This is a genomic window from Psychrobacter sp. CX10 (genome assembly GCF_057621575.2).
The window spans coordinates 182981-205840 of record NZ_CM177736.1; the positions used below are offsets into that span (position 1 = coordinate 182981).

Consider the following 22860-nt stretch of genomic DNA (forward strand, 5'->3'; position numbering starts at 1 on the left):
ACGATTGATTAATGCAGTTTATTATTAGGGTTAAAAAATACGGTTAATAATTAAGAATAATTAATAAGATTGAAAAAAATATGCTTTTAAAAGCAGGTATGGATATGGACGAATAATGGTCAACGAATTTCTTTTATCTATGCTCAATACTATGCTTATGACTATGCTCATGACTATGCTCGCCGCCATGCTCTTGCCCAAGCTTTTGCTCATTAAATTTAACACCAATCCCATTTAAAACAACTCCTTAAGGAATATAAATGTTCGGTAACCGCAACGATAAAGAACAAAGTAAAGCCAATCCCATAAGTTTTGCCTCTACGACCAGCTCAAATAGTATTGATACGTTAATCAGTGATGCATGTGAAATTCAGGGCAATATAAATAGCGATAAGTCTATAAAAATTGATGGCAAGGTTATAGGAGATGTGACCGTTAAAGGAACTGTCGTCATATCTACTAGCGGCTGCGTGACAGGAGATATCAATGCAGACGCTTTGATTGTGTATGGTACGCTCGATGGTGATAGCACCACACAAGATATTCACTTACAAGAAAGCGGTCATGTTGAGGGCAATATAAAGACTCAAAACTTACAAGTAGAGCCGAACGCTACTTATAACGGTGTGGTAACAATGAGTGCGCAGTCTACTAATTCAAAGCCAGTGTTAAATTATGATCAGAAGAAAAATACGGCAACCGATGACGTGGCGTCCTAATCAGTGTTAATCTGCGTATTGGACGTCACTTCAATAGGCAGTATTAAACCCCGTGCATATTCATCTGAGATAACATAATTGAAGCGACTGGGTTCAACATGTGGCGCCGTATAGACCCTAAGTACACCGTCTTTTTCTGAAAAACTATGAGATTGATACCGATCACCGAGTTGATTCAATAATGCATCAACAGGCTCATTGCTTACCATACCTAGTGTTAAAATATGCTGAGCTTGCTGCGGGGTGATATTAGAAAAGGAAGCTTGCGCTTTGACAGGGGAGCTCTCTACTTCAAAAGGATAGTTGAAACTGCTAGGATCAACTGGTTCAATGCCTTTATCAACTTTAGACCAATCTATCTTAAGTACGCCATCAGGTGTTGAAGCTTTTTGAGGCATACCATCACTATTTATGTCTGAACCAGCATTCAAGTCAGCGTTTAAATCAGCATTAGAGTCAATGTTAACATCAATATCAACAGCAGCATCAGTTTCGTTTAATCCAGCATTTGAACTGGTGTTTGAATTGGTTAAAGTGCTATCAGAGGTGCTAGCTGGGTTTGAGGAGTCGTTACACGCAGTTAATCCCAATGCTGCAACGGTTGACATGAGCGCAATTGCAAACATTGATTTTTGACATGACTTTATAACCACAAATGATTGAGACAACATAATCAGAATTCCAAGATAGTATTATACCTTTTTTAAAAATAACCTACAGTCAAAGAAGTCTAAAATGGTTACAAGACAACCGAGTGCAAGTACTACTTCACTAGGATTAGCGAGGTTAACACCGTAACCGTTTAGTGGTTCGATGACTATATCTTTGTCAAACTCGCTGAACCTACCACTTGTAGCGTTTGCATTCGTTCTCTTCGATATATAAATTTTAAGAATTAGGTATTGGTTTAATCCAGCGCCGATGCTAACTCGACTAATTTGATAAATTCACGTCGACTTCCCGTACTGTCGTTGGGACTATCTATCCCTGATTTGGCCAAATTGGCAACGTCAGCATAGTTATAATCATTCACGTATTTACTTTGCGTTAGTAGTTGACCATATCCTGCGACTGCCATTGCAAAGTTTGTATCGGGTGATGCAACCGTGGTTCTGTTGGCTATTGGAAATGAAATAAGCTGTGAAGTATCACCATTTGGTGCTTTATAGCGAATCTTTAAAAAGCCCAACTCATTTTTGTTAGTCATATTACTCGTTGATGTGTCCAAATTTTGGTAACGACTAGGTTCTAACAACCCTTTTTCACCAACAGGTGTGACTTCGAATAAAGCAACGACAGACTTACCCGCGCCAAGCTCTCCTGCATCGACTTTGTCATTATTAAAATCTTCTTTTGCCAATACTCGGTTTTCGTAACCGATTAAGCGCCACTCCGATACAGTCGCTGGGTTGAATTCAACCTGAATTTTAACATCCTTAGCGACGGTATTAAAGGTTGCTGACATCTCATCAATGAGAACTTTTTTAGCCTCTGATAAGTTATCTATATAGCTATAGTTGCCGTTACCATTATTAGCAACTTGTTCCATCATATGATCGTTATAATTGCCTTGACCAAACCCAAGTGTCGATAGTGAAACACCATGATCGCGATTATCGCGTACGATGTCTAGCATTTCATCTACACTAGAGACACCCACATTAAAATCACCATCTGTCAGCATCAATATTCGATTGATACCTTGTGGTTTAAAGCTCTCATTAGCCTGTTGATAAGCCAGATTGATAGCCGCTTCACCGTTGGTAGAACCTTGAGCGTTTAAATTATCGATGGCATTAAGAATTTTCTGATACTGATTGCCGGGCGTCGGTGGTAATACCATCTCTGTATTACCTGCATAAGTAATCAAGGTTATCGTATCTTTAGCATCTAAATGTTTGGTTAACATCTTAAGGCTAGATTTGGCCAATTGAAGCTTATCAGCTGAGCCCATGGAGCCTGACACATCTACTAAAAACACTAAGTTTGCAGGCGGTTTGATTTGTGAACCAATGGTCTCATCTTCTGATTTTATACCTACTTTTATAATACGATTGGTTGGATGCCAAGGTGCTTTAACCACTTCGGTGCTTACTAAAAATGGCGCTGAGCCCTGATTTTGCGCGTTGCTAAAATCATAATTAAAATAATTAATGAGCTCTTCTACCCTGACGGCGTCCGTAGGCGGAAGGCTTCCATTGTTTAGAAAACGCCTAACATTGGCATAGCTTCCGGTATCTGTATCTATGCTCAATGTCGCATAAGCTTGTTCACTAGTGGCATTGACCGCATTGCGTTCAATATCGGCATAGTTTTCATTTTCATCCAAGTTTATGGGCCTAACTTCGCTTGATGGCTCGACAACGATTGCGGGTGCATACAATGCCATGCTATCTCTATTTTGCGCAGGTGGCATGCGTTTTGCTTTACTTGTCATGGAACGCTGCTGAGAAGGGGCAGCCTGTTCGTTACTGATCGTTGATGAGCTTTCGGCTGATTCGTATTGTTGATGTCCACAAGCAGTTAAAATCGCTAAACTAAGCACGCTCAAGCCACTTAATAAATAGTGACGCGGCTGTATACCACGAGTCTTAGTATCAGATTTATGAGCTTTTGCATGGTCTGGAGAATGAATCATTAAAATTTCCTTATTAAATGGCCTAGTATCGCATACAAAATTGTTATACCGTTTATATAGCTATGTGCAATGGCGTTACAATAAACGCTATTCACTAAACGCTATTCACCAAATAATATATGCGCTGTGACTCTATTCGCGTACTTATTTGGATACTAAAAAGACAGAAAAATACCGTTAAAAATAAATAAAAATTTGAGTAAATATCATTTATTTAGGCTCTATTCGATAACTAATTACAATCGCAGTATAGAAATAGTGCCCCGACACTATAAACTTTAACCTAATATTAAGAATTAATCATGGAAAATTTTGATTATTAGATGTAAATTTTGGCTCATAACGACACTGTAGGAAGAATAGCAATCTGATCATCATTATTTATAATAGCTATATTTATAATCTATAACACCTATAACTATCATCACTAGATCAAAAGTAGCTTTTTTTATAGTAGTTTTTATAGTAGTTACATTCATCATAGCGGTGCAGTATGAGTACTAAACGATTGAGGAGATTTTATGGCAGGCGGTAGTTTATTATTGTTGCTCGACGATATCAGCTTACTGATGGATGACGTATCAGTAATGACCAAAGTGGCGGCTAAAAAGACAGCCGGCGTACTTGGAGATGATTTGGCTCTTAATGCCGAGCAAGTAACTGGTGTTAAGCCAAGTCGAGAATTGCCCGTTGTCTGGGCGGTGGCGAAAGGCTCTTTTGTTAACAAGCTAATATTAGTGCCAGCGGCGTTACTAATCAGTTATTACATACCGTGGTTAATTACGCCACTACTCATGATTGGCGGATTATTCTTGTGTTTTGAAGGGGCAGAAAAGGTCATTCATAAATTTTGGCCAAAGTTATTGCCACATGATGAAGAGCATGAAGCGAGAATGGCGGCGAATGCGGATGGTAATGTGGATTTGGTAGAACTTGAAAAGAATAAAGTGAAAGGGGCCATACGAACTGATTTTATTCTATCTGCTGAAATTATCGTGATTGCCTTAGGAACGCTTACTGCGGCTAGCATGCTAAACAAAACACTTGTTCTATCCATTCTTGCTATTGGGGTAACAATTGGTATTTATGGGTTGGTTGCGGGTATTGTAAAAATTGATGACCTAGGCCTGCATTTGCTACAAAAGCCGGACTCAAGTGAAGGTATGAAAAAGGTAGGTGAATTTTTATTGGCGGCTGCACCAAAGCTTATGAAGTTTCTATCGGTAGTGGGTACTATCGCTATGTTCTTAGTCGGTGGGGGTATTATTGTACATGGGATTGGATATTTAGATCATGCTGTTGAGGATATTGCGCATTTAACCGGTATATTTGAAGGCCTTTCAACGACATTACTTAATGGAGTTATCGGGTTTGTCATAGGAGTAGTTGTATTGGCTATTGTGACAGGCATTCAAAAGGCCCGTGGTGCTCATTAACATTACCACATAATATAAAAGTTCTTCACACATAAAAATAGACCACTGTTTTCAGTGGTCTATTTTATTGCGCTAAACGTTTTAATAACATGAGTTATATCATTGGTAGCTCATATCTTTCATGAATAACATAGATTAGTCGTCATTATTATTGTTTGAATCTGCATCACGCTTATCGTCATCACTGGTTTTACGGCTTCGTGATTTAGGTGCTTTATGTGATGTCAAATTCAACAAACCAGTTTGAGGCAGCAATTGCTCAGAGATGTTCTCAATCATGCTTTTGTAGCTCTCGATACTGGTCTTATTCGAATTATCCTCTTCTGATGCTTCTTGCTCCTCAGCACGTTGACTGTGGGAGCTTTGATCAGTTTCAGCATGACTATCAGCGTCTAACTCGGCAGCGTCTAATATCTCTGCATTGTCACTAGTGACGTGCTCTACATTCGGCTCATTAGTAAGCGCATCTGCAGGTTGATCTACGCTTTGATCTACATCGCTTTGATTGTCAGAGCTTTGTTCAACATGTTCATCTTTTTGCGTTGATGGTTCGCTTGAGTCGTTAGATTGAACCGCAGCTAAGAACACATCCCAAGGCTGGCTTAACGCTTGTAAGAAGGCAGACTCCGTTTTACCCGACTCAATAAGCGTATTGCCCTCGGTACCAAGTACTCTACTGACAAAATTACCAACATTAAGCTTTAGTAGCTCAGACATAACATCAGCGGCTGAAAGCTCTTTTGATGCTTGATGATCATCTGATTGTTTGTTTTGATCCTCTGATACATCCTCAGCCACAGAGCTTGATGACTCAATCTCCATTTGCGTATGTTGTTTATCAGAACTGACATCTTGACCGTCGTCGTGGACATATTTTTGAGCATTGTCCTGACTTGCACTTGATTCATTCCCAACAGGCGTATAATCAGGATGCTGCCCGCGTGGGTCGTTAGTAGCACGTGGACCTACTGGCATACTCTCAGTTTCAGTTTTGCCTTGTTCGGTACTGTGCGTTGCCACGGCAGAAGTCATTTTTTCAAAGCGCTCTAAATAACTTGGAGACAAAGACTGATAGCCATAATTCACAAAACTAAAGGTCTGTGGTGCTTTAGCTTTAGGGCTCTTAGACCTATTAACAGTGGATTTTGACGCGCCTGAACCTGACGTTTCTTTATGCGCATTTAAGGCCGCTAAGAAGCAGGTAATAACACCATCTTTAGCCAAGCGCATACTCGGCTGCGCTAAGTGAGTATGTATAAACTGACCCACTGAGCCGCTAATCGTCGTAACTCGAGACGCTTGCTCTTCTGCTGCCGGCTTAGAAGCTTTATGGTACGCTGCTTTAATAATGCGTGGATCATTAGCAGCTTGGCCAAACTTCTGAGCAGTAACGTAGCGATCAGCGAATAATGACTCGACATCGAAGGTTAATGATGTGGTATCTTCACTGTCATCAACATTAGCGTCTTTGACCTCAGCATCTTTAACCTCACAAACGGCATCTTTAGTAGCACTAGAAGATGTGGCTGTTGACTGATCTTGCTGCGAGTCATCTTGATGAGGTTTTGACTTAGAATCTTGCGATTCAGATGACTTCTCAGACTGTACATCAGTCTTATCAGAGTCATCACTGTGCGAACCTTGATTATCAGTATCCACGGTTTGATGGGTACTTTGTTGCTCAGAATCTGCATTTTTAGAATCTGCAGCTTTAGAACCTGTTTCAGTAACGTCTTCACCATTACTACTACTGTGTTTTTCTTGATTGGCAGACTTGTCAGGTTTAGAGCCATCAAGTGATATGTGCACCACTTCCACTTCTTTAAGTGGGCTTTCAGCTTCTGTTACCCGTAAGTTTACTTCATTTGGATCTACCTGATTGTCAGTCTGTGCGCGCTCAGACTTATATTGGTTCGTTTTATCATTCTGCTGAGACTTATGTTCAGAACGAGGCTCAGAACCATTTTCAGAACGATGATCAGATTTGGAAACCTGTTTAGCGTCACCTCTTTGTATTGGACCTCTTGATTCACGCTTGCTATTCGGGTCGCGTTTTTGAAGTTCTGCTGAACCCAATTCACTTTGTACGTTTGATTTATTATTCGTACGATTATCAGAACGGTTGTCCGAGCGGGTGTCAGATTTTTGATGCCTATCGTTTGATTTTTTATCACTGTCTTTATCATGACGACGTCGATTATCTGATTTATGACGCTCATTACGTTTGTCATGTTTGTTACGATTACGTCCACGCGAGCGACGACGGTCTTTGTCATCATCTTTATCACTATCCGACTTAGCTTGGGTCGACGCGCTAGCAGAGCTAGACTGATCCTTGGTTTCGGTACTTGTTTCTGACCCTGTCAATGCAGCCGCGCTTACATTACCAAATGCGCCGCGACTTTCAGCGCCCGAATTTACGATTGCTTCAATGGCTTGTGCCGCATCCGTACTGCTAATAGTAGATGCCATTTGTGCTTGCGAAGTTGGCGCAAACAAGTTAGATAGCCAAGCAACGGCCGCAGGCTTTGCATTGTCAAGCTCAGCCTTGTTTTGATGCCTAGCCTGTGTTGATGAGGGCGGTAAAGTAGGGTTAGCTACAGCGCCCGTTTGTTTGTTATCAGCCGAGTTGCTATTAGCCAAATTTGAATTGTTAGAGGATGCATTGTTAGAGGATGCATTGTTTTGCGTTTTCTTACTTTGATCTTCCGCATCTTGTCTAGGTTGGCGCGTTGGCTGCTGCTCTGGACGTTCAGAATCAGCAGTTTGCCAATCAACATCATATCCAAGACCACTGGTTTCTTGCTGCTGAGTATCTGTAACCCGCTCATAACTTGCCGGCGCAAAGCCATGATGATTAAAATGGATATTAAAGTTAGGTGACTCTAGATGAGCATGCGGTAAAATTGTGATACGCGTGCCACTGTCCTGTTCTAAGTAGACTAAACTTTCACGTTTTTCATTCAATAAAAACGCTGCAATATCAGTAGGTACTTCGGCTTGTACTTCACCGTGACGCTCTTTTAGAGCCGTCTGTTCGATTTGACGCATGATAGAAAGCGACAACGAACGCAGGTCGCGAATCATGCCATTACCATGACAGCGAGGACATATGTAGCCTGTTGACTCTTCAAGTGAAGGACGCAGACGCTGGCGACTCATCTCCATCAAACCAAAGCGTGAGATATCTCCAAATTGAACACGGGCGCGATCGTACTTAGTGGCTTCAATTAAGCGCTTTTCAACTTCTTTTTGGTTTTTACTGTCATTCATATCGATAAAATCGATAACAATTAAACCACCCATATCACGTAGGCGTAATTGACGGGCAATCTCATCAGCGGCTTCTAAATTGGTATGAAAAGCAGTCTCGGCAACGTCGGCGCCTTTGGTGGATTTAGCAGAGTTAATGTCAATAGAAACCAAAGCTTCGGTTTGATCGATAACAATTGAGCCTCCAGACAATAGACGTACTTCACGCTGATAAGCCGTTTCTATTTGACGTTCAACATTAAAGCTTGTGAACATGGGCTCATAATCAGTGTACTTACGTAATTTATCAACCTGTTTTGGCATCACAGCTTTTACAAAGGTTTCAGCCTCAATAAACGCTTCTTCATTGTCTATCCAAATCTCAGAGATATCATCGCGCAAATAATCACGAACTGCACGTGTCACCACGCCAGCTTCTTGATGCACCAGACGTGGAGATGCATATTTTTTGTTTTGATCCTGAATGGCATTCCAGATATTGAGCAAATGATTTAAATCATGTTGCAAATCTTCTTGAGTTTTACCGATACCAGCGGTACGCACAATGACACTCATGCCCTTAGGTAGATCTAAATTGCCGAGCATTCGCTTCATGTCTTCACGTAATTTACCAGAAATCTGACGGGAAATGCCGCCACCTTTTGGGTTATTCGGCATAAGTACAAGATATCGGCCTGCTAATGAGACGTAGGTAGATAAAGCAGCGCCTTTGTTGCCGCGCTCTTCTTTTTCGACTTGAACAATGAGCTCATCGCCTTCTTTGATGAGCTTACGGATATTTTCTTCACGTGGATTACCAGATAGATACTCACTAGCAATTTCGCGAACGGGAAGAAAACCTTGACGTTTAGAACCGTATTCAACGAATACAGCTTCAAGTGAAGGCTCTACACGAGTGACGTGACCTTTATAAATATTGGCTTTCTTTTGTTCGCGGGTGCGATTTTCAAGATCAAAGTCGTATAAATGGTTGCCTTTACATAGTGCAACACGTACTTCTTCGTTATGGGTAGCATTAATTAGTATGCGCTTCATGGTGTGTCCTATTTGTCATGACACACAATGATTAAGGTTAGGATAGGAGCGTTTAACGTGATAAATGATTGAGAAATTTGATTTTCAAAATTTGATTCTCAATTGTATCGACGGCGTAGCCTTAGATAGCTTAAATAAAGCTAAAAAGACCGCGTTATTACTTACAAATTTTAAATATATTCCAAAGTCAAATGTAGATATTAATTAAGTTATGATCAGGTTATAAAATTAACTTTTTATAAGTAGTTATCTATTTATAAGTAAGCATCTATAAAGTATAAGTCTGCAAACCTTATATTTCAGTTGCGTTGTTATCAAAAGCCAAATAGGAGTGTAAATCACTTTAAAAAACTCCAATCAAATTTATCTTGGAATAGGCTTTGTATAACTATTAGGCAAAGCGTTCATGTCTATTAAAGTTATTAGCATATGCAGGTGTTGTAGGCACCGTATAATATAAGCATTTTAACGCTAGTATTTGCTAAGACTAATATTTTGAACGCTAATAATGATTGCAAGTTGATTCTGAATACAGTCAAGGGTAGGTTTTTTTGACAAGATAAGTTGTAAGGTTACCTTGAGTCTAATTTGGCCACTTTAACAATACTGTTTGAAAAAGACTGTTATGTAGCGCCTCAAACCTATTTAAGCGTTGTATTCAATATACTTAATAAATCCTAACTTAATGTTTTTATAACTTGTGTCATTATAACTGCAGCTTATTAGGCAATCATTTATTAAATTGATCTGCCGATAAAGCTACTTTATAACTTGTAATTAAAAACTTTTAATTATTAAAACTTGAAACTCTAAATTTGTAAATGTGCACAAAGTTAGACGGGGCGTACTTGGCAAATAATAGTTTTTAAAATAATAAACGCAGGATTATTTATGCGCTTAATTACAATTATTTGACCGTCACTTCGGTGCAATCTCGTCTTTTATTTATCATGTTTTACCAAAACCAATCGTCGTTGTTTACAGTATCAAGCACAAGTTGTAAATTTGCACTAATAGAGGAACAACATCGGTTGTTTGGTGTTAAATAGCGTGGTTAATTAGTCAATAACCAATAACCATGGCTAATATATCCCAAAAACATTAAAACATTGTGTTCATGTTAATTTTAAAAGGGTAGTGGTGCCAAATAAGTCGTATTGACAACGGCAGTTGTAAGCTGCTTGAGCCACTTTACCCGTACAGAGTTTATAAAAATAACGTTGTGGGCTGACTTTAATAATTTTTAATCAATATAAGACGCCTTAAAGTAGGTGTCTTATACGATGTACTTAAGAACCCAGTAAAGTAATAGCACACTCAAATCGAGCTTTTGCATATATCAATACACGGGATATAAAGTCAACGTGTTAGACTATACCAAATCTTTTGCAAAATACCTAACAAAATATGTCAAAAACTAATCGTAACCCTAATAAAAATACGTATCAAAACCCTACCAAAGACGCCACTTTAGAGCGAGATATGGAAGGCCTAATGTCCAGTGTGGGGGCTAGTGTTGGGGCAGTTGTAGAGACCAATGTAGACGCTGAACAAATGACGACGCGCCGTAACTCAACCCGTGCCCGTCCCCAAAGTGCTGATGAGGATATCGAAGACTTTGGCCAAGTCAATCATTTGGAAGTTACTCGTAATCAGCATGGACAACGCATCGATAATTTCTTATTGGCCCGTCTTAAAGGCATGCCGCGCGCTCATATCTATAAAATGATTCGTTCAGATGAAGTGCGGGTGAATAACAAACGCTGCAAACCCTATGACAATCTCGAACGTGGTGATGTGGTACGTATTGCGCCAGTCAAACTTGCTACGCGTGAAAAGCCTGTCATCAGTAAAGAATTTGCAAACAGTCTGCTTGATCGGGTGGTTTATGAAGATGCGGGGCTATTAGTACTTGATAAGCCGTCAGGTATGGCAGTACATGGGGGAAGTGGTGTGGATTTTGGCGTTATCGAAGCGCTGCGAGAGGTGACGGGTAAGAAATATCTTGAATTGATTCATCGTATTGATAAAGACACCTCCGGGCTTTTGATGATTTCAAAAAAACGCTCTACCTTAAAGCTTTTACAAAATCATTTGCGTGAAAAGACGATTCAAAAACATTATCTATGTATCGTAAAAGGTCAGCCTGCGCTTAATGACGTTAATATTGACGCCCCACTGCTTAGATATAAGTTACAAAGTGGAGAGCGCCGAGTTAAGGTGGATACTACAGATAAAGATGCAAAACCGAGCCAGACGATATGTCATGTCTTAGCTAGATTTGAAATTAACGGTCAACCAGTGAGTCTCATTGAAGCTAAGCCATTAACAGGTAGAACACACCAAATCAGGGTGCATTTGGCTTATATTGGTCATCCCATATTAGGTGATGATAAATATAATGAGCAAGACACGACAGGTGTGAGACGCTTATGTTTACATGCTTGGCAGCTTAATATACCTGAATATAGTGAGGCTATACGTGCACCGCTACCAAAGGATATGCAGTCTATCTTGCCATCAGATGTTAGGCTTTAAAAAAACCATTTAAATAGGTCTACTAGAACTCTATCAGCTATAAGCTGACTTTAGTTGGCTCGGTATAAACTTATCCGAGTATGACTCAAAAAGCCTTCCTAGTTATAAGCACTACTAATACAAGCACAACTAATATAAGCACTACTAATAATATGACTAAACCTCAATCTGCATTGAAACAAAAGTTGCAGGCTTATATTCAGCTGACGCGGTTCGACAAGCCTGTCGGTATCGAGTTATTGCTATGGCCAACGTTGTGGGCGGTTCTACTTGCAGCGTTAGGTGCTTCAGCGATAAATCATGATAGCGCTGCAATCGATTCGTCTATAACGGCACCTATAGATTGGTACACCCTAAAAGTCTTTTTTATATTCGCATTAGGGGCTATTCTTATGCGAGCAGCAGGCTGTGCTATTAACGACTTTGCCGATCGAAAAGTCGATGGTGCGGTTGAGAGAACAAAAGGACGCCCGTTAGCAGAAGGAAGGTTGTCTGGCACTGAAGCCATTGGGGCTTTTGTTATATTGACATTACTTAGTGCAAGTTTGTTATTTTGGTTGCCTATAGAGGTGTTTTATTGGTCTTTAGGCGCTGTAGTGTTAGCGTTTATTTACCCCTTTATGAAGCGCTTTACCCATTTGCCGCAAGTGTTTTTAGCGGCGGCATTTGGTTGGGCGATACCTATGGCGTATGTGGCCATTCAAGGAAAGCCAGACGGTTGGGCATGGATATTGTTTGTAGCTTATATGTGCTGGACTGTCGCTTATGATACGCAATATGCCATGGCAGATCGGAAGGACGATTTAAAAATTGGGGTTAAGTCCACCGCTATTCTATTTGGCAAATACGATGTGTTGATCATTTCGGTATTGCAAACCCTGTTTTTATTGCTCATGGGCGTGGTGCTGTATCACTACTTTGTAGATACTGTTCTTGGTCTTCTACCTATATTTGCATTAGGCGTGGTCGCAATCATGTTTGGTCAACAAAACAAAGCGTGTGCCACAAGAGAGCCAGCGGCTTGTTTTAGAGCGTTTTTGGCTAATATATGGGTGGGTAGATACTTATTTTTATTGATAGCGGTGAGCTATATTTGGGTAACTTGGTTTTGAATAAAGGTAGTTAATTTAGGGGTTCGGATTATACAGCAGTTAATACTTATAGCAGTTAGCGTTTAGAACAAACAAAGAATAAAGTGGCCAAGATTTGAGTGGTCAAGATTTGAGCGGCCAAAGAAAAAGCGGATGTCATATAAATGGTAAAACACACACGTCATACCCAGCTGGATAATAAAGACTTTGATGCCATATTAAAGAGTAAAGGTCTCACACGGGGGCAGATTATTGAGATGGAGCGTGGCCTAGCCAAGTTTGCCAATACTATGGACTCCGCAGTGCGCATCCCTTTTACTAAGCAAGGCGTCGGTGCAGATGCTGCCTTGTCGACTGTGCCAGTTGTAGGCGATGTGGCAGGATTGGTCTTGACAGGATATGCCTTTATCTTGGGGATTAAGATGGGAGTGCCAGTCAATAAGCTGACTCCGGCTGTTAGACTTGCATTGGTAGACTTAGTGGTGGGTATCGTGCCTGGCGTGGGCACACTCATGGATATATTTATCCGCCCAAGCCGCAGAACTCTTGAAATAGTTCGAGACCATATTCAGGATGAATACGGTATCAAAGAGACCTCGCACATCGACAGACCGTTTATGCACGAATCCCTGCAAGCCAAACAGCAACATTCTAAGTTTTGGCGAAATCCAGTTGTCGCATGGATATATTTACATATTCCAGATATTCTTGGCGTTATATTTTTAGTGTTTATTGGAGTGGTTATATGGACGATTGGTAGCTGGATTATTGATTTATTTAATAAATCATAGTACGGCACTGTATCAATAACTTATGCCTGTACGGTAATCACCAAACGTCTTCCATTGGCATGATTTCTATGCTCACACAAATACACCCCTTGCCACATTCCCAAGCCTAATTTACCGTTTATTAGCGGTATCGATAGGCTTACCCCTAACATCATACTCTTAAAGTGAGCCGGTAGGTCATCAGAGCCTTCAAGTGTATGGCGGTATTCGGGCTGATCACTAGGCGCTATTTTATTTAACCAGTCTTCTGTATCCATACGAACATCAGGATCCGCATTCTCATTTATAGATAGACTTGCAGAGGTATGCTGTAAGAATAAATGTACCATGCCAACCTCTGCTTCATTTGGTAGCAAATCACTTATAGTGCACTCAATGATATTGGTAATGATATGAATACCACGCGCCTTTGCTGGTAGAGTGATGATGGTTTGATAATGTGCCATGAGCTTACCTGTCTATAAAAGCTATTTATTTCTTATGAAAGCTATTAATAATATTGCTTACTATAGTCAAAGAAATCTAAAATGGTTATAGGCAACCGAGTGCAAGTACTACTATAGTAGGGCAAGCGTGGTTAACACCGCAACCGTTTAGTATTTAGCTGACTATACCTCAATGTTGTATTTAATCCACGTTAATAAATAAAAGCGACAGCCAGTAAAAAGCGTTCAAAGTTTAAAAAAGCCATTATCGAGTAAGTACTGAGCTTGTGAAACTTTGCTTTTTAAGGTGGTGTGTAGCGACTGTAGCGTATCGGATGGGATAGTCCCAGTTTCATATTGCTGTTTCGCAGTGCGTTTTAATCGGATTAAGCAGTCGTTAAGCAGTTGTTGAACACGTGATATTTTTTGCGTTAAGAGTTGTTGCTGGCTTTCTGATAACTCAATATGTGCTTGGGTTTCACCATCTTTAGCTGCTTTAGATGGTTGCAAAATCTGATCATTTAGACTGGCACGAAGCAGGTCAGGGAGGGCTCTGGTAAGAATGTCGTTAAATGAGCTTAATGGCAAAGGATCGCTTAAAAGCGCATCGCTATACGTCTTGGTTTGTTCAGCAGTTAGCGTTAGCGTACCAAGCTGCTTGATGATCGACTCTCCCAAAGCTGAGGTATATTGACTAAGGGCTAAATGGCTGTCCGCTTTCTGAGCGGTTTGAGCTATTCGATCGGTCTGAGCATTATCATTTGAATCGTCGCTAGAATCATTTGACAGAGAATGAGAGGTAGAATTGGACGTCAAGTTGGGTTGCATGCTTGAAAATTGATGTGCCGAAGGGGTCAAATTGACTGCATTATCGCAGTCTTTCAAATAATCTTTGCCGCGCTCAAGTAGAGATTGTTCAGTAGGTTGGTCTAATTCACTACTTTGTGAATGTTCTGGTGCTTTTATGGTTTGTTGACCAGGGCCTGCATCTTCGCCTTGATGGAATTCACCATATACGGTTTGTAGATAATTACGATTGGCTAAAATGTTGCTCGCAACTTGTGCTTGTCCATCGTTTTGAGAACGCACCATAAAATCTAGCATAGATGAGAGTTGACCATAGGTAACGTCTTTACTCGTAAGGTCATGTTCACTATCAATAATGGTGTTTTCAGCGTAATCGATCTCTAGTTTTAGATAGTCGTCTAATATTTCAGGAAGGCGGGTGCTGGCCAGTTTATCCACAGTGAAACGCTGGTCAGGTGCTAAATTTACACTATTTAAAGTTACATATTGTGCATGAATTTTACCCAGTAATTGTCTAAAACTGATGGGTAATGAAGGATGTCTACGATAACGATCAATAGTCTCTGCAATTTGTAGTTGCTGGGCAGTTGCTTTCGTAGGCTGTCCAGAGCTGCCTTTATATCCGATATGTTGTTGCCCCTTATTCTTATTCGCTAGCAAATTCTGTGACGACTTTTTTCTAACGACAAACGCCGTTGGCACGATAACCAACATACTGACAATAAGTAATAAAAGAGGATAGGACATAATTAATAATCTTCAATATAAAAGGGTGATAATTCAAGAATTTTAAGCGATTTAGAGAAGCTGTTAATCATAGTAGAAGAACTGATAATCAATGCAGTTTAAACATTAGAGATGGCTTGCGCATAAAAAAGTCAGATTCATATACTGTGATTTCGTGGTAGTAATATTGACTACCCTTAACCAGTACCAGTTTTAGAATCTGACCATCAATTACGGCTTTAAATTTTAAAACCTGACATCATTAACTTATCAATGAGTTTTAAGCCTACTGAACTCGAGTTTGGTAATCCCCTGTACGAGTATCTACGCGAACCACTTCGTTTTGCTGAACAAATAAAGGCACGCGAACGGTGGCGCCTGTTTCAAGCGTGGCAGGCTTGCCGCCCCCGCCAGATGTATCACCGCGCACACCTGGATCTGTCTCTACTATTTCAAGCTCAACAAAGTTTGGAGCAGTAACAGACAACGGCACACCATTGAACAAAGTGATGGTACATAAATCGTTACCGTTTTCTTTTAACCATTGCTTCGCATCTTCCATTGCAGTAGCATCTGCCTGAAGCTGCTCATAGGTTTCTGGGTGCATAAAATGCCAAAACTCACCATCATTATATAAATAGTTCATTTCGGTATCTACAACGTCTGCCGCTTCTAGACTTTCACCTGATTTGAAGGTTTGTTCCAAAACTTTACCGGTACGCAAGTTACGCAGTTTGACACGGTTGAATGCCTGACCTTTACCTGGTTTTACAAATTCATTTTCAATGATTGCACAAGGGTGGCCGTCATACATAACCTTTAGGCCAGCTTTAAATTCGTTGGTTGAAAAACTTGCCACAATATTGCTCCTGATACTAATTAAATTTAAAACTCATAATCATTTATAATACGCTCCATGATAAACCATTTGAACAAACAAACAAACCTGAAAATACCGATTTACACCGCAAACACTAGTGATATCAAGCATGCAATCAGTGTAAAACAATGGGGATCCGCCCCAAACGCAGAAAAAAGCACTTGGCAAGCTAAGTTAGCGGATGTAATTACTGACGTCGATACTCTATTGTCGCTGCTAAATTTGAGCGAATACAAAAATGAGCTTTATGCGCCGTATCGTTCTTTACTGTCGGATAGCTCTGAGATAACCAGTAACTCTGAAACGATGCAAAGCCCTGATATACCAAGTACCTGGGAATTACCCCATGCATTTAAACTAAGAGTACCAAGAGATTTTGTCAAAAAAATGCAGCTTGGCAATATAAACGATCCCTTATTACGTCAAGTTTTGCCAGATCCTCGCGAATTAACAAAGATAACTGGATTTGTGACAGATCCGCTTGCAGAAAATGAGATGAACCCTATTCAAGGTTTACTACATAAATACCAATCACGTATTTTAGTGACCGTTACGGGGGCCTGTGCGATACATTGTCGCTACTGCTTTAGACAGCATTTTGACTATCAAGCCAACATACCTAAAACCGAACAGTTAGCAGTTATAAAGCAATATATTCGTCAACATCCTGAGGTTAATGAGGTCATATTGAGTGGGGGTGACCCTCTAAGTGTGACCAATCGCCGATTGTTCTTATGGTTAGAAGCACTCGAAGATTTGCCGCAAATCACCACCATTCGCTTGCATACACGATTGCCCATCGTCATACCAGAGCGGTTAGATAATGAGTTGCTAAAACGATTGCAATCAAGCCGTTGCCGTATAGTTATGGTCGTACATACCAACCATGCCAACGAAATAGATAATCATACGGCACACTATTTGATGCAGGCTAAGGCCAGTGGTATTACGCTTTTGAATCAAGCGGTGCTACTTAATAATATTAATGATACCGTAGCGGATCAAGTCGCACTAAGCGAGCGTTTATTTGAAGTCGGCATATTGCCATATTATCTACATTTGCTTGATAAAGTAGAAGGCGCTGCCCACTTTGATATGCACCAACAAAAAGCCGTCGCTTTGTACTGGCAAATGTTGGCCAAGCTTCCAGGCTATCTGGTTCCTAAATTGGTGCAAGAGCGACCTAATAAGCCCTTCAAAACCCCTATAGATGTGTATCAATTTCAATCTAAGGATTAACCGCATATTGCTAGACTTTAAACTAGGGCGTGTCTTCATTTGGAACTTTAAGATTTATGGGCTAAAAGATGGCTATATTTTAGCCAAACTGTGTCTAATTTCTAGCTAATATATCTATATTATTTGCGAAATTATCCTTGTTTGACAAAAATCTATCTCACCTTTAGCCACATAATCCAATTGAAGACACGCCCTAATAATTATAGATAGCTTGTATCAAACCATCATGTCATAAATATTGAATAGTGAGTGTAAAATGTCTTTACGTTTTCATAGTTTAATTGCCAAAAAGTGTGTTTTGAAATTAAATGAACACTCTAAAAAATCCAATCAGCTACTTAATAATCCTTTTTGCTTTAAAAGCCTATGCTTTAGAAGGCTGAGCTTTAAAACCCCGCTTCCTACAAACCTTAGCAGGTTGTCTGTAGGTATAGCCATGCTGACAATGTTTGGCTGTACACCAACACCGCCAGATCACCGAGCGCAGGTGACAGCGCCTATTTATGAAGGAGGTGATGTAGATAGAGGTAAAGAGCTGTACGAAGAATACTGTGAACAATGTCACACACTGCGTCCAGGTAGCAACGAAAAAGGCCCGCAACTCGTTGGGGTTTATCATTCGCCCTCTGGTGTATTGGATGATTATAATTATAGTGATGTCATTGACAATGCAAATTGGGTCTGGGATTTTGAAACTTTAGACCCTTATATTGCTGACCCTGAAGCTGTGCTTCCTGATACGCGTATGCTTTCTGATCCAATTCCTAATGCGCAAATCCGAAAAGATATCATTGCCTACTTATCCACGTTAGGACGAGATGCGCCGCCCGTAGAGAATCAAGATCAGTAATTAAGGGCTTAATCCTAAGACGTACAGTGGTTGCGTCTTATATTTTGCCTACCGCTATTTGTGCTTACCGTTATTTCTGCAATAGAGGGTAAGGGTTTACAGCACCTGATGCAGTGTATACTCCATAATGAAGATGGGGCGGGGTGCCTTTGGCATTACCACTATCGCCAACATAACCTATGATATCTCCAGCCTCTACCCAGTCACCTACCTTAATGTCTCCATAATCCTCAAGGTGTGCGTAATAATGACCGACACCCCCGGGACCAGTAATAGAAACAATATTGCCGCCTAGGGTATTCGTTCCTACTTTAAGCACAATGCCCTGAGTGGTGCTCATAATGGGCGTATGCCGCTCCGCAAATATATCTATCCCTTGATGCGATCGCCCATTACTACGTGCAGCCCCCCATGTATCTGTCAAATGAGCGCCTGCTACAGGATTCGGTAAACTATTTACCGATGGCGGCTCTCGCCTTAGAAGTTTTGTATAATTGATAGAGTAATTGATTCGGCTTACAGTTGATTCAAGTTTGTTTGACACACTTTCGGGTAGTTTATCAGCTGCTTTGTCGATAAAATTATCTGACAAATAATCTAAAAATGGCTCAGGAATGTAAGCGGCATAATAATGACTAGGAATAACCACAACTAAAGCCCCTGCCAGCACCATTAAAGATACTAATTTAAACACCCATTTAATCATCCTAAAAATGGGATTAGCACGTGAAGACGATTTGGCAGGTGAGACTTTTTTCGAAGAAGGTTTTAGCATAGAAAAATGTGACGTGACTGATAAATAGTTAAGATCGAAGAATGAAGCATAAAGCCATAAAAGCTAATAAAATAGCTAATAATCGTCTAATAATCGTCTAATTATTATCTAATAAATAGTTAAAACCGTACCATCTAGGTACGGCTGGTTTAAATCTTAATGAGTTTTAGGGTTAACTAAACGCCTAACCTTAGATAGAGTGACCTTAATCTAAGACAAGCTATCTATCACAATATGGTCACAAAGTTACTAGTCATATGAACATCACTATGATGCAGTTAATCATCGTGTGGCTTGGATAAATTTGATTGGTTGTGAGCGTTTAAACGAGACTCAGCTTCCCGTTGATGATTTCGAGCCATACGCTGCTCAAGGGTCATCTCCGCATCACGAATTCTAGGATCTAAAGCTTCGGCATCTGGATGGGCGTCATTGAAATCTGTTTGATCAACGTTTTTTTGAATCGTATTATGTTCATCGACCATGGTAACATCGCCATCTTGCTCGTACCCATGAGCGCGATTCTCATCGCCCGTATGTTCCTCTATGTCTAAATTATTTCGTATACCCTCTTGTGCATCGTAATTATCAATGGCTTGAGCATCTTTATCAAGATCTTTAGCGATTGAATCAGAATTAGACGCACTCTGCGAGTTTGAAATGGCTTCGATGACATAAGGCGTTAGATTCTCAGCCGCACTTTCTAACGTGTGCGGATTTTCACGCGGCTGTGCATATGTTAAATGCTCATCAAAGGTATCTGTTAATAAAGCATCAAAACGAACGGCGTTATACTCAATCAGCTGTTCTGATTCTTCACTTGTGATATTACCATCCTTAAGCGCGGTTAATACGTGATCCTCAAAGGTTAACCCCATGAACTTACCTTTGTGTTCAGCTTTTTTGAAGTTTTGCCACAATGGTTCTACTTTAAGCAGCATTTGATACGCGTTTTCTAAACGGCCCGTGGTGTCTTCAGGATCGGTCGTATAATAAACAAACTTTTTAAGCTGATCACGAAATGGGTTGTCTGCGCCATCCTGCATTATCAGTTCACCCACGTGGCGTCTTAATTCATCACTAGGTTTATCAACAAACCTGCCACCAGGGAAGCAAACAAACTTAACTAATCCTGCCGCCATACGGTTTGGAAAGTTGGCATAAAACTCAAAAAAGGCATCTTGGATAGTGTTTAAAGAATTTTCAAGCGCCAATTGAGCATGCTTTTTTTCAGATTCAGACTGAGTGCCATGCGCGTAAAACTGCAAAATGGCCGTCATAATAAACAAATGGGCATGAATGTCAGCTAATCGACCAGAGAGCATCTCTTTACGTTTTATATCACCCGCCAAGATACCTAAGGCCATATCTGCCGTTAAGGCAAAGTTTGCACTCAAGCGGTTAATGGTCTTGTAGTAAGGGCGTGTAAAGCTGTCTGCAAAGTCAGGCGCTTTACTACTACCCCCAAAGTAACCGGCAATAAACGACTTAGAGCCGCGATTGAAGGTATATCCTAAGTGTTTAAAAAACATGTTGTCGAAATCTTTTAGCGCTTGCTGTTTATCATCGCTTTGAAGCATTTGTAGCTCATCAAACAGATAAGGATGGCAGCGCATAGCGCCTTGCCCAAATATCATGAGCGAACGGGTTAAAATATTCGCGCCTTCAACCGTGATAGAAACTGGAATAGCTTGATATGGCAAGGCTAAAAAGTTACGTGGCCCTAACTGAATGGCTCGTCCACCCACAATGTCCATACCATGATTAACCAAATCACGCATGGTTTCAGTCGCATAATACTTCGCCATTGCTGTCATAACTGAGGGCGTGCCGCCTTGGTTAAGACCACATGTTACCAAATGACGAAATGCTTCGAGCATATAGGTTTTGCTTGCGATGTCGCTACTGGCTTCTTGTACGCCTTCAAATTTGCCCACAGAAATTTTGAACTGCTCACGAATTTTAGAAAATGCACCGACATTTAAATAGCCCATTTCACCAGCTGCAGTAGATAAAGCAGGCAATGAGATACCGCGACCCACCCCTAAACACTCCATAAGCATACGCCAGCCGCGCCCTGCATTTTCAATACCACCAATAATAAAATCGAGGGGTATAAAAACATCTTTACCAACGACGGTACCATTCATAAAGGGTGAGCCAGGGTTATGACGTGGACCAACCTCTACCCCTTCATAATCTGCTGGAATAAGGGCGCACGTAATACCATAGTCCGTTTTGTTTTTATCCCCTAACAGCCCCTTTGGATCGTGAAGCTTAAAGGCCAGTCCGACCACTGTTGCTATGGGGGCAAGTGTAATCCAGCGCTTGGAGAAATTCATGTTTAAGCCAAGTACTTCTTCACCTTGATACTGTCCATAACAAATAACGCCAGTATCAGGTATAGCGCCTGCATCAGATCCTGCTTCAGGTCCCGTTAAGCCAAAACAGGGGATTTCAGTTCCATTGGCAAGCCCGGGTAACCAGCGCTGTTTTTGCTCCTCACTACCGTAATGCATGAGTAATTCACCCGGTCCAAGCGAGTTTGGAACCATACAGCTCACCGCTGCGGTCAAACTACGTGAGCCGATTTTGCTCATAACTCGGCTTTGTGCATAGGAGCTAAATTCACGACCTCCGTAACTTTCAGGAATAATTAATCCCAAAAATCCATTATCTTTAATAAATTGCCAAACGTGTGGCGGTAAGTCTTTTTCATGATGATGAATTTGCCACTCATCGAGCATTGAGCATAGCGTTTCGGTCTCATTATCCAAAAACGATTGTTCTTTATCAGATAGCGTGGGAAAAGGGTAGCTTGAGAAGGTTTCCCAATTTGGCGCCCCCATAAATAGCTCTTTTTCCCACCAACTCGTGCCCGCATCCAAGGCTTCGCGCTCGGTATCGCTCATGCTTGGCATGGCTTTGCCTAACGTATTATAGACAGGCTTACTTATTAAGGATTTTCTTAGGAACGGAATGAATAGAATTAAACAGATCAAAATTATTGGAATGCCCAGTACTAATGACCAAGGGTTTATAAATGCAGCAGCGATGGCAACTAAGATAAGAAGCGCGGCGCCAACTGTTCGACTAAGTCCCATTAAAAACACCAGCAATAGTGCAAGAAGCTGCATTAATATGGCAAGTATCAGTAAGCCAACAAAAGAGAATGCGATCATAGTCATAAAACCAAAATAAAGTGTTTAAATCAAAAGTATTTTAAATATGCCAAAGTAAGCACGTCACACAAATAAAGCAATAACGAGAGCTTAATTTAAGCTTATATACTATTTATAACAAATTTAGCGTAAAAATTTATTGTTTTATAGTACAAAGTATGAAGATTTAACGCTTTATCAACGAAATTATCAGTTTGATAGCTCTAGCTGATTCTAACTGGCCGTTATTTATATTAATTTTTATAAAATAAGTTTTTGATAAAATGAGTTTTTGATAAAATAGTTTTTGGGCAAGACAATGTAATCTAAGTGTGTTTTAAGTTGAATGAACAATTGGGCTGAAACGACAGCTTAGAAACCGTTCGTCTAGACAAGATTAAGTAGCAGAAAGTATAAAAATAGAAAGATTTAAATAACAAATTTAAAACGACTATGGACTTAAAATGATGATCGAC

The 22860-nt window shown here is 40.4% G+C and carries 15 protein-coding genes; 7 read left to right on the forward strand and 8 right to left on the reverse strand.

The features are described 5' to 3' along the window. Nucleotides 1-260: 260 nt before the first annotated feature. Entirely contained in the window at nt 261-719 is a 459-nt protein-coding gene (locus AC21OH_RS00810; RefSeq protein WP_487369689.1) for a bactofilin family protein, read from the forward strand. Here the strand turns inward: AC21OH_RS00810 and AC21OH_RS00815 are convergent. After that, a complete protein-coding gene (locus AC21OH_RS00815; protein ID WP_487369691.1) occupies nt 716-1390 on the reverse strand; it encodes a hypothetical protein in 675 nt (224 codons plus the stop codon). The genes AC21OH_RS00810 and AC21OH_RS00815 overlap by 4 nt on opposite strands. Nucleotides 1391-1626: 236 nt before the next feature. Next, nucleotides 1627-3357, reverse strand: a complete 1731-nt coding sequence (locus AC21OH_RS00820; protein WP_487369693.1) for a vWA domain-containing protein — start codon at nt 3355-3357, stop codon at nt 1627-1629. 521 nt (nt 3358-3878) lie between these two features. On the opposite strand from AC21OH_RS00820, the gene AC21OH_RS00825 reads away from it, so the two are divergent. Then, a complete protein-coding gene (locus AC21OH_RS00825) occupies nt 3879-4793 on the forward strand; it encodes a DUF808 domain-containing protein (protein ID WP_487369695.1) in 915 nt (304 codons plus the stop codon). A 135-nt stretch (nt 4794-4928) separates the two neighbouring features. Here the strand turns inward: AC21OH_RS00825 and AC21OH_RS00830 are convergent, their stop codons facing one another. Then, complete coding sequence (locus AC21OH_RS00830) at nt 4929-9101, reverse strand: Rne/Rng family ribonuclease (protein ID WP_487369697.1); 4173 nt, start codon at nt 9099-9101, stop codon at nt 4929-4931. A gap of 1407 nt (nt 9102-10508) precedes the next feature. On the opposite strand from AC21OH_RS00830, the gene AC21OH_RS00835 reads away from it, so the two are divergent. From AC21OH_RS00835 to AC21OH_RS00845, 3 genes are all read left to right on the forward strand, one after another. Next, nucleotides 10509-11639 carry an RluA family pseudouridine synthase gene (locus AC21OH_RS00835; protein ID WP_487369699.1) on the forward strand — a complete coding sequence of 377 codons (1131 nt, stop codon included), beginning with the start codon at nt 10509-10511 and terminating at the stop codon, nt 11637-11639. Between the two features lie 152 nt (nt 11640-11791). Then, nucleotides 11792-12751, forward strand: a complete 960-nt coding sequence (ubiA, locus tag AC21OH_RS00840) for a 4-hydroxybenzoate octaprenyltransferase (protein ID WP_487369702.1) — start codon at nt 11792-11794, stop codon at nt 12749-12751. A 143-nt stretch (nt 12752-12894) separates the two neighbouring features. Next, entirely contained in the window at nt 12895-13521 is a 627-nt protein-coding gene (locus AC21OH_RS00845) for a DUF4112 domain-containing protein (RefSeq protein ID WP_487369704.1), read from the forward strand. Between the two features lie 20 nt (nt 13522-13541). On the opposite strand, the gene AC21OH_RS00850 is transcribed toward AC21OH_RS00845, so the two are convergent. The 3 genes from AC21OH_RS00850 to efp all read right to left on the reverse strand — a co-directional run bounded on the left by AC21OH_RS00850 (nt 13542) and on the right by efp (nt 16338). Continuing rightward, complete coding sequence (locus tag AC21OH_RS00850) at nt 13542-13967, reverse strand: secondary thiamine-phosphate synthase enzyme YjbQ (RefSeq protein WP_487369706.1); 426 nt, start codon at nt 13965-13967, stop codon at nt 13542-13544. Nucleotides 13968-14192: 225 nt separating this feature from the next. After that, nucleotides 14193-15500 (reverse strand): hypothetical protein, encoded by a 1308-nt coding sequence (locus AC21OH_RS00855; RefSeq protein ID WP_487369708.1) that lies wholly within the window; start codon nt 15498-15500, stop codon nt 14193-14195. 265 nt (nt 15501-15765) lie between these two features. After that, nucleotides 15766-16338 (reverse strand): elongation factor P, encoded by a 573-nt coding sequence (gene efp, locus AC21OH_RS00860; RefSeq protein ID WP_486534580.1) that lies wholly within the window; start codon nt 16336-16338, stop codon nt 15766-15768. 57 nt (nt 16339-16395) lie between these two features. On the opposite strand from efp, the gene epmB reads away from it, so the two are divergent. Continuing rightward, nucleotides 16396-17598 (forward strand): EF-P beta-lysylation protein EpmB, encoded by a 1203-nt coding sequence (epmB, locus tag AC21OH_RS00865; protein ID WP_487369711.1) that lies wholly within the window; start codon nt 16396-16398, stop codon nt 17596-17598. 256 nt (nt 17599-17854) lie between these two features. After that, nucleotides 17855-18448 carry a c-type cytochrome gene (locus tag AC21OH_RS00870; protein WP_487369713.1) on the forward strand — a complete coding sequence of 198 codons (594 nt, stop codon included), beginning with the start codon at nt 17855-17857 and terminating at the stop codon, nt 18446-18448. Nucleotides 18449-18518: 70 nt separating this feature from the next. Here the strand turns inward: AC21OH_RS00870 and AC21OH_RS00875 are convergent, their stop codons facing one another. Together AC21OH_RS00875 and AC21OH_RS00880 are read right to left on the reverse strand one after the other, a co-directional pair. Next, nucleotides 18519-19142 (reverse strand): M23 family metallopeptidase, encoded by a 624-nt coding sequence (locus AC21OH_RS00875; RefSeq protein ID WP_487369715.1) that lies wholly within the window; start codon nt 19140-19142, stop codon nt 18519-18521. A gap of 359 nt (nt 19143-19501) precedes the next feature. Next, complete coding sequence (locus AC21OH_RS00880) at nt 19502-22405, reverse strand: acyl-CoA dehydrogenase (RefSeq protein ID WP_487369717.1); 2904 nt, start codon at nt 22403-22405, stop codon at nt 19502-19504. Nucleotides 22406-22860: the final 455 nt, after the last annotated feature.